Source organism: Thauera sp. DNT-1, assembly GCF_055393985.1.
Genome location: NZ_AP043752.1, coordinates 1,742,724 through 1,757,341 on the forward strand (window position 1 = coordinate 1,742,724; position 14,618 = coordinate 1,757,341).

Sequence of the window (14,618 nt, forward strand, 5' to 3'; positions counted from 1 at the left end):
GTGTCCTCGTCAGGCCGCGCCCTGCGGGCGCAGAAGGGATTCGTAGAGCTCGGCGTAGCGCGTCACCATGCGCTCGATGCTGAACTCCGCCTCGACGCGCCGGCGCGCAGCCAGGCCCTGTTCTTGCCGCAATGCAGCATCCGCAGCGTAGCACAGCAACGCCTCCGCCATGCCGCGCGGGTCTTCGGCCGCCACGAGCGCGCCGGTCTCGCCGGGCACGACCAGTTCCGCATTGCCGCCGACCGCGGTGGCGACGACCGGCAGCCCGCTCGCCATCGCCTCGAGGACGGTGTTGGAGATGCCCTCGGCGCGCGACGGCAGCGCGAACACGTCGAGCGCGCGCATCACCGCGGGCACGTCGGCACGCTCGCCGGCCAGCCAGACGGCGTCTTCCAGCCCGCTGCTGCGGATCTCGGCCTCGAGCGTGGCGCGCAGCGGCCCGTCGCCCGCGAGCAGCAGGCGCAGCCTGCCCCCGACCCCGCCGTGTGTGCGCGCGAGCGCGAAGGCGCGCACCAGGGCGAGCGGATCCTTGACCGCCTGCTGCCGCCCGACCGTGCCGACGATGACCGTGCCGGGGGTGGCGAAGCCTTCCGGCAGACCGGCGAGGCTGCGCGCCTGCGCCGACAGGCGGGGGTGGAAGCGCCGCGCGTCCACGCCGTTGCAGATGCGCGCGACCCGCGCGGGGGAAATGCCCACGCGCTCGACGAGATAGGACTCGATGTGGCCCGAGAGCGCCACGTAGCGGTTCACGAAGGGGCTGTAGGCGCGCCGCAGCCACTGGAACTTGCGCCGCGTGCCGCCGGGGTCGGAGACGTCCCAGCCGTGCTCGCCATGCACCGTCGCCGGCACGCCGGCGAGCCGCGCCGGCACGACGGCCTCGAGCGCGGCGAGGTTGCGCGTATGCACGATCGCCGGACGCAGCGCGCGGAACAGCCGGTACAGGCGCGGATAGAGCTTGAGGCCGTGGCCGGGCGGCTTGTGCAGCGACACGAAGCGCACGTCCGCGCGCTCGATGCGGCGCGAGAAGCCTTCGGTGCATTCGGTGAGCGCCACCACCGCATGACGGAAGCGCTCGGCAGGGAGGTGGTTGATCAGGTTCACCACCCCGTTCTCCAGGCCGCCGACGTCGAAGCGGTACACGAGGTGCAGCACCAGCGGCCGGGCGACGTCCTTCATGGTGTCCGCACGAGCGCCGGCGCGTTCGGCGCGGTGCCCTCGCGGGCCTGCACCGCCTGCGCGAGGCCTGCGTCCGTGCCCTGCGCATCGAGCAGCCAGTCCAGGGTGCGCAGGTGCGCCGACCAGCTGTAGGCGCGCAGCACGCAGTCCCGCGCCGCCGCGCCGATCGCGGCGCGACGCGACGGATCCCCAAGCAGCTCGACCACGCGCCGGCACAGCTCGTCGCCATCGTCGGCGATGCTGCACTCCACCCCGTCGCGCGCCGCCAGACCCACGGCGGGCGCGGCCGAGAGCACCACCGGGCGCGCCATCGCCATCGCTTCCAGCACCTTGTTCTGGATGCCGCGCGCGATGCGCAGGGGCGCCACCACGAGGTCGGCGTGGGCGATGTAGGGGCGCACGTCGGGCACGGTACCGGTGACCACGACATCCTCGCCGGCGAGCGCCTGCACGGCCGGCGCCGGGTTCATGCCCACGATCCAGAAGCGCACGCCGGGCATGGCGCGACGGATCGCCGGCAGGAGCTCGGTGGCGAACCAGCACACCGCGTCGACGTTGGGCCAGTAGTCCATCGCACCGCTGAAGGCGATCACCGGAGCGCCCGCCGGATAGGGCGAAGCCCCCGCGTTGGCAGGCGCGAAGTACTCGGCGTCGACCCCGTTCTGCATGACGCCGACGCGGTCGCCGACTTCGGGCGCCGCGCGCCGGAAGACCTCGGCCTCGGCCTCGGTGACGAAGAGGCTCGCCTCCACGCCGGCTGCGGCGCGGCGCTCGAAGTCGAGCAGGCGCTCGCCCTCGCGCCGGTACAGCCAGGACATCGGCCAGCGCCGGTCGGCGGCGTACTGCGTCCACTTGGCCGAATCGACGTCGCAGAAGTCGACCACGCGGCGGCTCAGCCCGGGCACGTCGAGGTACTGCGCCATCGGCCCCGAGAAGGCCACCGCCGAACGGATGCCGTTCTCCGCCACCACCTGATCCACCCAGCGCGCCAGGCGCGGGCTGCGGTAATAGGGCAGGCTCAGCGCCTCTCCGCGCAGCAGGCCGCGCAGGCTCGCGAGGCGGCGGATGCCCGGCTCGATCGGGATCACGCAGGTCTGCTCGCACCACTGGCGCAGCGCCGGGATGTGGCGGCGGTCGTCCGCATGGTCGACGAAGCTGCCCAGCCACACCCGGTGCGTGCGGGCGAGCTGGCGCAGGATGTTGAACGACCGCAGCTTGTCGCCCTTGTTGGGCGGGTAGGGGATGCGGTGCGTGAGGTAGAGGAGCGGCGGCCGGCTGTCCTGCACCGCCCTACCCCAGGTTGCGCACGATGTGCGGCCCGAGCCGGTTCGCCACGCCGATCGGCAGGCGCTTCCAGAGGGCGATGAAGGCCCGGTACTTGGGGTTCATCGGGTTGTTCTGCGGGATGCTGTCGCGCTTGTACAGGCAGAACTCGTACGACAGCGGCTGCGGCTCGAAGCCCCAGTTCTTCTTGAACGCATAGGGGCCGGTGCCGACCTTGCTGCGACCGTAGTCGAAGACCGTGCAGCCGCGCTCGCAGGCGCGCCGCATCAGCTCCCAGTACTTGAAGTCGTTGGCGGCGAGCTCGCGCGCTGCAAGGTCGTCGCCCGCGTAGTAGGGCAGCACCTCGTCGCGGAAGTAGAAGCTGAGCACGCTCGACAGCGGCTTGCCCTCGGGCGAGGTCACCGTGAGCACTTCGCAGGCCTCACCGAAGCGCTTCTTGAGCTGCTCGAAGAACTTCCTCGGCAGCGCCGGCGTGCCGTGACGAAGCACGTTGTCGGCGTAGAGCGCGAAGAAGCGCTCGACACCCGCGTCCACCTCGCCGACCAGGCCGTTCTTGATGCCCTTGCGCACCATGGCGCGCTGCTTGCGCGGGATGGCGAGCAGGTTGGCCTCGACCTCGGGCAGGATCTCCTTGCGGAAGGTGACGTAGAGTTCCTGGCGCGGCCAGTCCTCGTGGCGCGGCTTCAGGTTGCGGAATTCGAGGTGCTGCACGCCGAGCGCCTGCGCCAGCGTCTCGGCCTTGGATTCGAGCGCGTACAGCGTCTCCGGGCCTGCATCCTCGGCCGCCGCGATGCCGCCGTAGACGCAGAAGGGTAGCGACACCAGCGCATGACCGAACAGGCGGCTGCGCACCTCGGCGAGCGGCAGCACGCCGACGATGTCGCCGGCGCGCTCGGCATACAGATAGAAGGTGCGGTGATCGAACACCTCTTCCATGAGCTCGCGCCAGGCGGACAGGTGGAAGAAGGTGGCCTGCGGGCAGCGGCGCACGAATTCGTCCCAGCGCAGGGCGTCCTCGGCCTTGAGCAGGTTCACGACGATCGGCAATCGGTCCATGGCGCGCATCCGGATCCAGTCGGGTTCAGGCGGCGTCGCGGAAGACTTCGTCGGCGCGCCCCCAGGAGAAATCGGAGAGAAGCCGGTCGAGCCGGGCTTCCGTGTGCTGCAGGTTAATGTAGTGCCTGAAGCGGGTCTTTGCCGTGGCAGCGGTCACACGCGGCTGCTCGGGATCGATTTCCCAGGGGTGGAAGTAGAAGATCGCCGGGCGGCGGTCGGCGGCATTGACGCGCGCGATCTGCCAGCGCGACAGCGCATAGGGCAACAGGCGGAAGAAACCGCCGCCACCCGCGGGCCAGTTGCGTCCAAGCATGTGCACGGTGGTGATCGGCACCTCGACCAGGCCGTTGGGCAGGCGCCACGGGAAGCGCGGCGCGTCGGGGATGCCGTAGTGGTCGTGGCGGACCGGATACACGCTCGAGCTGTAGCGGTAGCCCGCCTCGGCGATGCAGTCGTGCGCCCACAGGTTGGCCTCGCCGATCGAGAAGCTGGGCGCGCGGTAGCCGGTCACCGCACTACCGGTGATGTCCTCGAGGATCACCTTGGCCAGGCGGATGTCGGCCGTGAAGGCTTGGGGCGTGAGGTCGCTCGCGCGCTGGTGCGCGTAGCCGTGGCTCGCCACCTCGTGGCCCGCGGCGGCGATGCGGCGCACCAGGCCGGGATAGCGCTCGGCGAGCCAGCCCAGGGTGAAGAAGGTGCCGCGCGCGCCGTGGCCGTCGAGCAGCGCGAGGATGCGATCGACGTTGCGCTCGACGCGGCAGGGCACGCTGTCCCACTGCTCGCGCGGAAAATGCGGCGCGAGCGCGGAGACCTGGAAGTAGTCCTCGACGTCGCAGGTGAAGGCGTTGGTGATGCGTGCGGCCACCTCAACCCCCCGGCGCGGCGTGGACCGTCTCGTGCTCGACGAGCCAGTCGTGCAGATGGGCAGCGATGCGCTCGGCGCAGCGTCCATCCCAGTATTCGGGCACCCGCCCGGCCTTGCCACCGGTGGCGAGGATCTCGCGCGCCGCGGCGACGATCGCCTCGGGGCGGATGCCGACCAGGGTGTTGGTGCCCTGCTCCACCGTGATCGGGCGCTCGGTGTTCTCGCGGATGGTCACGCAGGGCACGCCGAGCGCGGTGGTCTCTTCCTGGATGCCGCCGGAGTCGGTCAGCACCATGCGCGCACCCGACATCAGGCCGAGCATCTCGAGGTAGCCCTGCGGCGGCAGGATCAGGAAGCCGGAGCCGGCGAGGCGATCGAGCATGCCGAAGCGCTCGAGGTTGTTGCGTGTGCGCGGATGCAGCGCGACAACCAGCGGCAACGCCTCGCTCACCGTGCGCAGGGCGTCGATGATCGGGCCGAGAGTGTCGGCGCTGTCGACGTTGGACGGACGGTGCAGGGTGACGACGCCGTAGCCGCCGGCGATCCGGCTCGCGTCCAGGCCGGCCGCGGCGAGCAGCACGTCGGCCGGCACCGCGCGCGGCAGGCTCGCGCGCAGGCTGTCGATCATGACGTTGCCGACGAAAACCGCACGCTCGGCGGGGATGCCTTCGCGGACGAGGTTGTCGTGGGCGGATCGCTCGGTGGTGTAGAGCACGTCGGAGATCTGGTCGGTGAGGATGCGGTTGATCTCTTCGGGCATGCGGCGGTCGTTGCTGCGCAGGCCGGACTCCACATGGACCACCGGGATGTGGCGCTTGCTCGCCACCAGCGCGCAGGCGAGCGTCGAGTTGACGTCGCCCACCACCAGCACCGCGCGCGCGCCATGCTCGTCGATGACCGGCTCGAAGCGCTTCATCACCTCGGCGGTCTGCACCGCGTGCGAGCCGGAGCCGACCGCGAGGTTGACGTCGGGCTCGGGCAGGTCGAGATCGGCGAACAGGCGGTCCTTCATCGCCGGATCGTAATGCTGCCCGGTGTGCACCAGCAGCGTGGGGATCGGCGGCTGGTGGGCGGCGAAGGCGCGGATGATCGGCGCCACCTTCATGTAGTTGGGACGTGCGCCGACGATGCAGATCACCGGCGCGGCCGAGAGGCGATGCGCGCTCATCGACCTTCCTCCTCGGTCGCGGCATCGCGGCGCACCGCCTGCAGCAACTGGTTGAGCACTGCGAGCGTGGCCGACACTGACTGTTCCAGGCCGGCCAGGCGTGCCTCGATGCGCTGCAGGTCGTAGCTGCCGGCCATGCCGGCGACCTGGTCGGCAAGCTCGGGCGAGACGCGCAGGCGCTCGACCGCCAGCGCCTCGACCGGCGGTAGCGCCGCGGCGGGCTCGGCGTCCCTCAGCACCGCGCGTCCCATGCCGGCCACCGGGCGCGCACGCGGCGGCGCGAACTCTTCCTTGAGCTCGGCGATCACCTCGCGCACCTGCGCCTCGGTGACCACATGGCTCTCGCCGAGATAGGCGGCGAGGAGCAGACGGTCGCACAAGGTGTTGATGGTGCGGGGGATGCCGCCGGTGTGGCCGTAGATCGCGTTGAAGGACCCGGGCTCGAAGCGCGGGTCCTCGTTCCAGCCGACGTGGCGCAGGCGGTGCTCGATGTAGCCGCGCGTCTCCTGCAGGTCGAGCGGGCCGAGGTGATAGGAGGCGATCACGCGCTGGCGCAGTTGCTGCATCTCGGCGCGCTGCATCATCTCGCGGAACTCGGGCTGACCGACGAGGAAACTCTGCAGCAGCGCATGATCCTCGAGCTGGAAGTTCGACAGCATGCGCAGTTCCTCGACCGCGGCTGCGGAGAGGTTCTGCGCCTCGTCGATGATCAGCAGCGCGCGCTTGTCGGCGGCGGCGAGCGACACGAGGTAGGTCTCGATCGCGAGCAGCAGGCCGGCCTTGTCGAGGTTGCGGCTGGGTACGCCGAAGGCGCCGGCGACCATGCGCAGCATGTCGGAGGCGTCGATCTGGGTGCTGACGATGGTGGCGGCGACGACCTTGGCCGGATCGAGCTGCTCGAGCAGGCTGCGCACGATGGTGGTCTTGCCCGCACCCACCTCGCCGGTGATGACGATGAAGCCCTCGCTCTGGTGCAGGCCGTATTCGAGATAGGCCATCGCGCGCCGGTGCCCCCGACTGCCGTAGAAGAAGGCCGGGTCGGGGTTGAGCTGGAAAGGCTTGCCGCTGAGTTTGAAGAAGGTTTCGTACATCGGGTGTCCGTTCAGAACCGCATGCCGAGGATGGCGGTGACGGAATTCGTCGTGTAGTCGCTCTCGCCCTCGGTCTTTTCATATCGGTAGCGCAGCCCCGCGCGCGTCCTGGGGCCGAGCGTACGATCGACGCCCACCGTGCCGGTCAGGCGACGCAGTGCGAGGTCGGCGTCGGCCGCACTCTCGGAATCCGAGCGCGCGAGCGTGGCATACAGCGAACTCGTGCCGCTGAGCGTGTGGCTCCAGGCGAGCGTGGTGGTGGTGATGCGCACCCGCTCGGTGTCGCGCAGGTCGTCTTCCGGAAGCAGGCCGGTGGTCGAACCGATGCGGCTGCGATCGCTGCGACTGGCGGACAAGCTCAAGGTGTTGCGCACCCCGAGCAGCGAGACGCCGCCACGGAACGCGCGCTCGACGTAGGCGGCATTGGAGCGCAGCACGCCGAAGGTGAGACATTCGTTGAGGGCCTGCTCGCGCTCGATCGGATCGGCGATGTCGCGTACGCGCATGAAGCAGTCCCGATCCGCGAGCACCACCGTGCCCAGCGTCTGTGCGAGCGAGGAGACGTCGCGCGTCGCACCGAGGAAGAAGACCGCGCGGCGCATGCGGTGGTTGAGGGCGAGATCGTAGCCGCGCCCGAACACCCGATCCTCGACCGTCGCGGCGAGCGAGGTGCGGTCGGTCGGGTACCAGTCCACCCCGGCGCCGACGATCCCGCTGCTGTCCTTCCTGCCGTCCGCGTAGTCGTTGGACTCGTGCCCGACGATGCCGCGCAGGCGCAGCTGCGGGGAGACGTTGGCGTACAGCGTGCCACGCACCGACTCCTCGCCACGCTGGCCGGTGGCGGCGGTGCCGCCATCACTTTCGGTGCGGGCATAGGCCAGGCCCCAGCCGAAAAACCGCAAGCCGCCCGGATCGGCGAGGCTGGCCTCCACGGTGTCCGCGCTCTGGTCGCCGAGACCGCTGCTGTTGGATCGCACGCCGCTGGACGAATAGCTCACCGAACCGCGTGCAGCCTCGCCGAAGCGCAGGTCGGACTCGAGCCGCGGGGTGATCGACCAATAGCGGACTTCGTTGTCCTTGTCGAAACCGAACGGGTCGCCGGGCGCCCGCCCGCTGAAGGCGGAATAGTTGTTGCGGGTGATTCCCCCGCTGAAATCGAGGAACAGCAGATCCTCCAGCGCCTCGTAGGCGCCCCTGCCGTCGAAGGAGAGGTAAGTGGAGTCGTCCTCGCTCGCAGAGGAATGGACGAGGTTGCGCAGGCGCGCGCTCAGGCTGCCGTTGAGACGCCCTGCGCTGCGGCTCACCGACACGCCGGGCGAGACCTCGAGCAGCCAGTCCCGACCGCCCTCGCGATCGAGGCCGGCGTTGTCGGTCCAGGTGAGTTCAGTGTCGAACGTGGGCGTGACCCGGGTCGACTGCGCGACCGCTCCGGTGGCCGGGCACAGGAGCGCGAGCACGCACGCACCGGCGACGAGGCCGGTACGCCGGGGCTCAGGCCGCCTCGGAACTGGCTTCGGGCGCTTTCCCATATCCGTATCCGTATCCATAGCCGTAGTAGCCCCCCACCGAGCGATCACGCGACTTGTTGAGCACCATCATGCGGATCGGGCAGGGCTCGATCGCTGCGAGCGCCTGGCGAACGTGGGCGTGGGTGGTGCGCTCGGCCTCCACCACGAGGACCACCTGTCCCATGTGGGTGGCAAGCACGCGCGATTCGGTCGTGACCAGCAGCGGCGGCGAGTCGAACACGATGATCCGGTCCGCGTAACGATGCGCCATCTGCTCGAGCAACTGCGTCATGCCGTCCGAGGCGAGCAGTTCGGTCGCGCGCTGGTGCGGCATGCCCGCCGGCAGGATGGAAAGCTTGTCGATGTTGGTCTTGAGCAGGACCTCGGAGAGGTCCTCGACCTCGCCGGCGAGCACGTCCATCAGTCCCGGCTGCGGCGGCAGATCGAACTCGCGCAGCACCGAGGGACGCGACACGTCGGCGTCCACCAGCAGCACCGTGTAGTCGAGCTCCATCGCCATGCTGATCGCGAGATTGATCGCGTTGAAGGTCTTGCCCTCGCCAGGAAGCGCGCTGGAAATCATGATCAGGTTGCCGTTATCGACCGCCGCCGGCCCCTCGAGGACGGCATTGGCCAGCAAGGGACGCTTGATCAGGCGGAACTCCTCGGCAATGGCCGAGCGCGGCTGGTCGGGCGTGACCAAGCCGCGAGCGGCCAGGCGCGCGAGATCGATATGGACGCTCTTGGGCTGGGCGCGCACCGGCGCGGGGGTCGCGACCACCGGCGCATTCGACTCCACCTTGGGCGCAAGCGGCTTGTCCTCGGGCAGGACGAGCGCCTCCGGCACCGGAGCGGATTCGACGGCGCCCTCGCCCGCCGCACTCTTGAGTTGGTCGAGGCGCTTGACTGCTTTTTCGATAATGCTCATCCGGGCACCCCGTTCAACTCTGCAGGAACACGATCGCGACCGTAACCGCGGCGAACACCCCGGCGTACGCCACCAGACCGCTGCCGAAGGCGAACAGCCCGTTGCGGCGACGACGACGACGCTCCGAAGTGGTCAGCATGGAGACGGTGCCGAGCACCGGCAGGCCGGTGATCTCGCGCAGCTGGCGTGCATCGCTGAACGCCGGTCGCAGCTGGCTGATCAGGAAGGTGAGCGCGAACCCCGCCCCCAGACCCACCAGCGCGGCGAGCGGCAGCAGCAGCAGCCGGTTGGGAGCCGAGGGCTTGGTGGGCAGGGTGGGCGGATCGATGATGCGGAAGTCGGCGATGCCCGACTGGGTGCTCATCTCGGCGGCGATGTTCGCCGACTCCCGACGCGATACCAGCTGGTCGTAGTTGCTCTTGTGGACGCTGTAATCGCGGTTGAGCTGCGCCATCTCGGTCTCGAGCTCGGGGATCCGCTTGGCGTCCTCCGAGAGGCTCGCCAGGCGGCTCTCGAACTCGGCCACCCGCGCACGCAGCGACGCGACCCGGGCCTCGGCCTGCGCCACCGCGAGCCGGGTCTGCTCGACCCCCGCACTCATGGCGCCGGGAGCACCGAAGGTACTGCCCGCCATGCTCGCGCTCAGCTCGGCCAGCTGCGCCTTCTTCTGCTTCTCTAGATCCTCGATGACGCGGCGTGCACCGACCACGTCCGGGTGCATCTCGGTGTAGCGCTGCAACATCTCGTCGAGGTTTCTCTTGAGCAGGTCGATGCGGGCGTCGATCTCGGGCGTCGCCACCATCGGCGGCGGCGCGATGCCCGCATCGGACGGCGCTGCGGAGAGTTGCTGGCGGAGCGCGTCGCGCGAGTTCTCGGCCTCGCGCAGTTCCAGGCGTGCTTCGCGCAATTGCTCGTTGGTCTCGGCGATCTGGGTGACGTAATCGCGCGCGCCGGTACCCAGCAGCGCCATGTTGCGCAGGCGGAAGTCCTTGAGCCGGTTCTCGGCGTCGGTCAGCTTCTGCTCGTAGCTGCGGATCTGGTCCTCGATGAAGCGCCGTGCCGCATCGGTATCCTGACGCTTGCCGCCGAGACCGGATTCGACGAACAGGGACAGCAGCGACTGCACGACGCGCTGCGCACGATGCGGCTCGACGTCTTCGTACGAGAGCGTGAACAGGTTGTCGCCGCGGCCGGACTGGATGCGCAGCCGGCTGGTCACCGAGGTGATCAGGGCCTCGCGCTGCTGTGCGTTCTGCACCGTGAGGTCGAGGTCGGCCATGGTGATCAGCTTCTCGACGTTGGGCCGGCTGATCAGCGTGCGGCTGAGCAAGTCGATCTGCTGGCTGATGTTGGGCTGGACGGCGAGCCCGGACATCAGCGGGCGCAGCACCGACTGGGTATCCACGTGGATGCGTGCGGACGACTCGTAGTGGTCCGGCATGAAGTAGATCGCCAGGCTACCGGCGATACCTGCGACCCACGCGAGCGCAAGCCCCCACCAGCGGAACCGCCACATGCCGCGCAGGTAGCCGATGATCTGTGTTACGAGTTCTTCCATGGGTCACGGTCGTGCTGAGCGCCCGCCACCGACCTTCTGCGATCGGCTTGCGGGCGTGTATGGATGGAGGTCAGAACCAGCTCTGCGGGATGATCAACACGTCGCCAGGGCGCATCTCGACGTTCGCCGAGACGTCGCCGCGCTTGACGAGGTCACGGATGCGCACGCTGTATTGCTTGTTGCCCTCGGCGGTGCGCAGGATGCTCGCGCCGTTACCGTCGGCGAAGTCCGTGAGCCCGCCGACTGCGATCATCACGTCGAGCAGAGTCATCTTCTGCTTGTACGCCAGCGTCTGCGGATTGGCCGCCTCGCCGATCACGCGGATCTGTTCGCTGTAAGGACCGACGAAGCCACCGACGATCACCGTCACGACCGGATCGCGGATGAACTTCGCAAGCTGCTTCTCGATGTCGCGGGCCAGCGTGCTCGAATCCTTGCCCATCGCGGGCAGGTCTTCGACCAGCGGTGCCGTGATCTTCCCGTCCGGCCGGACCGGGACGGAGGTGGACAGCTCGGGGTTGCGCCAGACCACGATATTGACGCTATCCCCGGGCCCGATCACGTAGTTGTAGTCCGCATCGGCCGCGGACGCGGGGGCAGGCGGGAAGGAAGAGGCACAACCACCGAGCAGTCCCGCCGCCACAGCGAGAACGAGGAAATGCAACACCGCGGATGATGCGCTTTTGACGCTTCTGAACATGACAAGCCCCTTCGTAAGTCCCGGACGGCGAATGATATACGACGACGCGAATGCGATGGCCATCGTACGGGCACCGCCCGCCGCGACGCCAGGCAGGATTGCACACAAGCGCCTACATTTCAGGAGACATGAAGTCGGCTAGATTCACGGCTCGCCCGTTCCGGATTATCATTGATCCGATGGGAGTCGTCCGCGCTCGCCGCGCGCGCACTCCAGACCACCCAGAACGTAAACGAATTGGGCCACTCCAATGCGCCAGATCCACTCTTCGCGGGGCACGAACTGCCCCCCGCCCGTACGCGACCTCGCTTACCTAGCGTTGTCTGGCGCCGGATTCCAATCGCCGGAGACGTCGCCGCATCAGTGGTTCGACGAGAACACCGCCGCACTGCGCGGCCTTTCGTTCGAACGCAGCGGCTTCCAGGTCTGCATCGCCAACGGCAGTGAAGCGCTCAAGCGCCAGACGGCCAAGCTGATCGAGCGCATGTACTCGGCGCGCGGCCTTTTTCCCTACGGGATGCACGCCAACATCGACCCGCGCGACATCACCGTGGTCGCTCTCCTCGACGGGGAAGCGGTCGCGACGGCGACGATCCGCGTCGATCACGGTGGTGGATTGCTCGCGGACACTTTGTACAGCAAAGAGATCGACCACGTGCGCGCGACCGGGGGTCGAGTGTGCGAAATTACACAGTTGGCGATCGATCCCGAGCGCGGATCGCACGAAGCGCTGGCTGGCGTGATGCAGGCCGTGTTCGTGATCACCCAGGCGACGCGGCGCGTCACCGACATTTTCGCCGAGGTCAATCCGCGCCATGCGGGATTCCATCAGCGCGTATTCGGCTTTCGTCGCGTGGGCGTGGAGAAGATCTGCCCCAGGGTCAACGCTCCGGCCGTGCTCCTCCATCTGCCCCTGTCCGAGTTCGAGGAGCGCGTCGCCCGCCACGAACGCCTGATGCACATGAACGGCGATCGGGTTCATCGCCTGCTGCCGGATCCCGTCCAGTCCAGGCAGTTGATCCAGGCGATGACCGGTAAGGCGGCCTGAGCCCGCCCGGGGCACTCAGAACATGTGGCGCAGTTCGAGATAGACACGATCGTTCCGATCGTAACGGCTGAAAAACCCCCTTCCATTCCCGCCGAAGACGTCGACGCCACCGACGAGCCTCCATGCCGGGGCGAATTTCCAGGTCAGTTTCGGTCGAATCAGGTGATCCGAGCGGTTAATGCTGGACAGCGCGAGGACTTCCGCCTCCAGGTTCGTGCCCGCGCCATGAACGACCTGCAAGGTGACGCCCTGCTCGTGCCGATCGGCCATCAAGGCCGGAACATGCTCCTCCAGCCAGCGCCCGTAGTACTGCACGTTGAAGCGCCAGTCGCCCGCGGGCACATCGACCCCGAGCGCATAGTCGACCATGTCGGTCGGCAGCAGCCCGATGGAGAGGCCCGGACCGCTCGAGAACGTATTCAGGCTGCGACCGTGCGTATGGACCGCCTCGCCCTTCAGCACGAAGCTGCCGAGATCCTTGCTGAAAGTGCCGCCAAGCTGCCCGATCCGGTCGTGTCGCAGGCGGGCCACACCCTGGTTCAGGGCGTATAGCGTCGGCGAGACATCGTAGCTGCGGTAATAGAAGGCGCTGAGATCCCACCCATCGACGAGTCGCGAGACGCGCGCACCCCAGTTCGAGCCATCCAGATCCTTCCCCGGACGATCCTCGTCCAGCACCGTACCTGCAGGCAACCACGGGAAGACGAAGAAATCGTCGCCGGGCTCGCCGATCTCGTCGAACGAGGGCCTCGGCACCCACAGGAACTCTAGGTGCGTTTCGGCACCGAAATGCTCGGCGCGCAGCGCCCACTGCCCGATCCGCATGCCCTCGAGTTCCGGCTGCAGGAAATCCCGCATGTCGCGTGCGGACACGACGTCGGCGAAAAAGAAGCCGACCATCTCGCCCCATACGATCTGCTGCCGCCCGGCACGGAATTCCCAGTCGCCATGGCCCAGATCGACATAAGCCTCGCGCAACACGAAATCCGTGCGGCGGTCGCGCCGCACGGCGGCCGGATAATGTTCGTCCTCGAGGTCGAAAGCACCGTCGGCCTCGGCGCGCGCGCTCAGCTTCCATCGCGCCCGCGGCGCCAGCTGCCCGGCGACACCGAGTTCCCCACGCGCGCGCAGGCGCGACCAGCGCTCCGGATCCCGGTATGTGTATGCCGCCCCGAGTTCGGTGTAACCGTTCCACTTGAGGCCGTCCGCGCCCTCTGCACCGGACGCCGGCGCTCCGACGTCGAGCAGCGCGTCGAGTTCGGCGTCGGCCTCACCCGCGTCCGCGTCCGTCACGGGTTCTTCGGCAGCGGGCTCCCCTTCTTCCACCTCCACCGACACCGGTTTTGGCGCGAGCTGCGGCCCCGCCGCAGTCGCCGGCACGGAGAGGGCCCCCAGGACAAGGGCAAGAACGGTCAGACAAGGCAGCTTCTTCGACAGTGGCATTGCACTCGTTCCTAGATTTCGCGGATATCCTCGTCGCGCGGCGTCCGCCCATCGACGAACACCCAGCGGTCGTCGGCCTTCATGCCGAGCGCGATGATCTGGCCGTCGGCGATGCGCACCAGCCGGTCGGCCATGTTCATGACCTTGCGGTCGTGGGTGGAAAAGACGAAAGTCGTCCCCGACTGGCGGTTGATGTCGCGCATCAGCTTGAGGATGCTGGTGCCGGTCTTGCTGTCGAGGTTGGCGGTGGGCTCGTCGGCAAGGACGATCTTGGAGTGCGTGGCCAGCGCGCGCGCGATCGCCACGCGCTGGCGCTGGCCGCCGGAGAGCTGGTTCGGCCGATGCTCGGCGTATTTCTTCAGGCCGACTACCCCGAGATAATGGCGCACCCGTTCCGCGCGCTCCTTCTTCGTGAGCTCGGGCATCTGCAGCAGGGGATACTCGACGTTCTCCGCGGCCGACAGGACAGGGAGCAGATTAAAGGTCTGAAAGATGAAGCCGATGGTACGGGCACGCAGGTCGGCCAGTTCGTCGGGCGTACGGTTCGACACGTCGTGACCGTCCACGACCACCCGCCCCGAACTCGGCGTGTCGATGCAGCCGATGATGTTCAGCAAGGTCGACTTGCCACTGCCCGAAGGCCCTGCGATCGCCAGGAACACCCCTGGCTCGATCTCGAGCGAGACGTCGTCCAGCGCCAGCACCATCTGCTCGCCGAGACGAAAACTCTTGCTCACGTGTTCGATCTGGACGATGGCCATCAGGACGATCGAGAATGAAGATAACTTCGAAA

The 14,618-nt window shown here is 68.3% G+C and carries 13 protein-coding genes; 1 reads left to right on the plus strand and 12 read right to left on the minus strand.

Annotated features, from left to right (window positions below):
• Positions 1-9 precede the first annotated feature (9 nt).
• The 10 genes from ACZ5PP_RS08015 to ACZ5PP_RS08060 all read right to left on the minus strand — a co-directional run bounded on the left by ACZ5PP_RS08015 (position 10) and on the right by ACZ5PP_RS08060 (position 11,334).
• Positions 10-1,176, minus strand: a complete 1,167-nt coding sequence (locus ACZ5PP_RS08015) for a TIGR03088 family PEP-CTERM/XrtA system glycosyltransferase (RefSeq protein ID WP_464826944.1) — start codon at positions 1,174-1,176, stop codon at positions 10-12.
• On the minus strand, positions 1,173-2,462 hold the full coding sequence (locus ACZ5PP_RS08020; protein ID WP_464826945.1) for a TIGR03087 family PEP-CTERM/XrtA system glycosyltransferase: 1,290 nt from the start codon (positions 2,460-2,462) through the stop codon (positions 1,173-1,175). The genes ACZ5PP_RS08015 and ACZ5PP_RS08020 overlap by 4 nt, the downstream gene beginning before the upstream one ends.
• Before the next feature lie 4 nt (positions 2,463-2,466).
• Positions 2,467-3,516, minus strand: coding sequence for a FemAB family XrtA/PEP-CTERM system-associated protein (locus ACZ5PP_RS08025; protein WP_004299625.1), 1,050 nt, complete (start codon positions 3,514-3,516; stop codon positions 2,467-2,469).
• Between the two features lie 25 nt (positions 3,517-3,541).
• The gene (locus ACZ5PP_RS08030) at positions 3,542-4,381 is read right to left on the minus strand and encodes an XrtA system polysaccharide deacetylase (RefSeq protein WP_004299628.1); all 840 of its coding nucleotides are present in this window, start codon (positions 4,379-4,381) and stop codon (positions 3,542-3,544) included.
• A 1-nt stretch (position 4,382) separates the two neighbouring features.
• The gene (wecB, locus tag ACZ5PP_RS08035) at positions 4,383-5,549 is read right to left on the minus strand and encodes a non-hydrolyzing UDP-N-acetylglucosamine 2-epimerase (RefSeq protein ID WP_004299630.1); all 1,167 of its coding nucleotides are present in this window, start codon (positions 5,547-5,549) and stop codon (positions 4,383-4,385) included.
• Positions 5,546-6,640 carry an XrtA/PEP-CTERM system-associated ATPase gene (locus ACZ5PP_RS08040; RefSeq protein WP_464826946.1) on the minus strand — a complete coding sequence of 365 codons (1,095 nt, stop codon included), beginning with the start codon at positions 6,638-6,640 and terminating at the stop codon, positions 5,546-5,548. The genes wecB and ACZ5PP_RS08040 overlap by 4 nt, the downstream gene beginning before the upstream one ends.
• Positions 6,641-6,651: 11 nt before the next feature.
• Positions 6,652-8,097: a TIGR03016 family PEP-CTERM system-associated outer membrane protein gene (locus ACZ5PP_RS08045; protein WP_276658282.1), complete on the minus strand. Its 1,446-nt coding sequence runs from the start codon at positions 8,095-8,097 to the stop codon at positions 6,652-6,654.
• Between the two features lie 34 nt (positions 8,098-8,131).
• Positions 8,132-9,076, minus strand: coding sequence for an XrtA-associated tyrosine autokinase (locus tag ACZ5PP_RS08050; RefSeq protein WP_004299637.1), 945 nt, complete (start codon positions 9,074-9,076; stop codon positions 8,132-8,134).
• Positions 9,077-9,089: 13 nt separating this feature from the next.
• Positions 9,090-10,634 (minus strand): XrtA system polysaccharide chain length determinant, encoded by a 1,545-nt coding sequence (locus tag ACZ5PP_RS08055; RefSeq protein ID WP_012585899.1) that lies wholly within the window; start codon positions 10,632-10,634, stop codon positions 9,090-9,092.
• A 70-nt stretch (positions 10,635-10,704) separates the two neighbouring features.
• A complete protein-coding gene (locus ACZ5PP_RS08060) occupies positions 10,705-11,334 on the minus strand; it encodes an XrtA/PEP-CTERM system exopolysaccharide export protein (RefSeq protein WP_012585900.1) in 630 nt (209 codons plus the stop codon).
• A 250-nt stretch (positions 11,335-11,584) separates the two neighbouring features.
• Here ACZ5PP_RS08060 and ACZ5PP_RS08065 point away from each other — a divergent pair, with 250 nt between their 5' ends.
• Positions 11,585-12,382 carry an N-acyl amino acid synthase FeeM domain-containing protein gene (locus tag ACZ5PP_RS08065; RefSeq protein ID WP_004299642.1) on the plus strand — a complete coding sequence of 266 codons (798 nt, stop codon included), beginning with the start codon at positions 11,585-11,587 and terminating at the stop codon, positions 12,380-12,382.
• A gap of 15 nt (positions 12,383-12,397) precedes the next feature.
• On the opposite strand, the gene ACZ5PP_RS08070 is transcribed toward ACZ5PP_RS08065, so the two are convergent.
• Both ACZ5PP_RS08070 and ACZ5PP_RS08075 read right to left on the minus strand, forming a co-directional pair.
• Complete coding sequence (locus ACZ5PP_RS08070; protein WP_464826947.1) at positions 12,398-13,825, minus strand: DUF1302 family protein; 1,428 nt, start codon at positions 13,823-13,825, stop codon at positions 12,398-12,400.
• An 11-nt stretch (positions 13,826-13,836) separates the two neighbouring features.
• On the minus strand, positions 13,837-14,586 hold the full coding sequence (locus ACZ5PP_RS08075) for an ABC transporter ATP-binding protein (RefSeq protein ID WP_004299645.1): 750 nt from the start codon (positions 14,584-14,586) through the stop codon (positions 13,837-13,839).
• Positions 14,587-14,618: the final 32 nt, after the last annotated feature.

Excerpts from the sequence above, each read along its gene's own strand:
- ACZ5PP_RS08015 (WP_464826944.1), bottom strand. The coding sequence starts at position 1,176 with ATGAAGGACGTCGCCCGGCCGCTGGTGCTGCACCTCGTGTACCGCTTC.
- ACZ5PP_RS08025 (WP_004299625.1), bottom strand. The coding sequence starts at position 3,516 with ATGGACCGATTGCCGATCGTCGTGAACCTGCTCAAGGCCGAGGACGCC.
- wecB (WP_004299630.1), bottom strand. The coding sequence starts at position 5,549 with ATGAGCGCGCATCGCCTCTCGGCCGCGCCGGTGATCTGCATCGTCGGC.
- ACZ5PP_RS08040 (WP_464826946.1), bottom strand. The coding sequence starts at position 6,640 with ATGTACGAAACCTTCTTCAAACTCAGCGGCAAGCCTTTCCAGCTCAAC.
- ACZ5PP_RS08050 (WP_004299637.1), bottom strand. The coding sequence starts at position 9,076 with ATGAGCATTATCGAAAAAGCAGTCAAGCGCCTCGACCAACTCAAGAGT.
- ACZ5PP_RS08055 (WP_012585899.1), bottom strand. The coding sequence starts at position 10,634 with ATGGAAGAACTCGTAACACAGATCATCGGCTACCTGCGCGGCATGTGG.
- ACZ5PP_RS08060 (WP_012585900.1), bottom strand. The coding sequence starts at position 11,334 with ATGTTCAGAAGCGTCAAAAGCGCATCATCCGCGGTGTTGCATTTCCTC.
- ACZ5PP_RS08065 (WP_004299642.1), top strand. The coding sequence starts at position 11,585 with ATGCGCCAGATCCACTCTTCGCGGGGCACGAACTGCCCCCCGCCCGTA.
- ACZ5PP_RS08070 (WP_464826947.1), bottom strand. The coding sequence starts at position 13,825 with ATGCCACTGTCGAAGAAGCTGCCTTGTCTGACCGTTCTTGCCCTTGTC.
- ACZ5PP_RS08075 (WP_004299645.1), bottom strand. The coding sequence starts at position 14,586 with ATGGCCATCGTCCAGATCGAACACGTGAGCAAGAGTTTTCGTCTCGGC.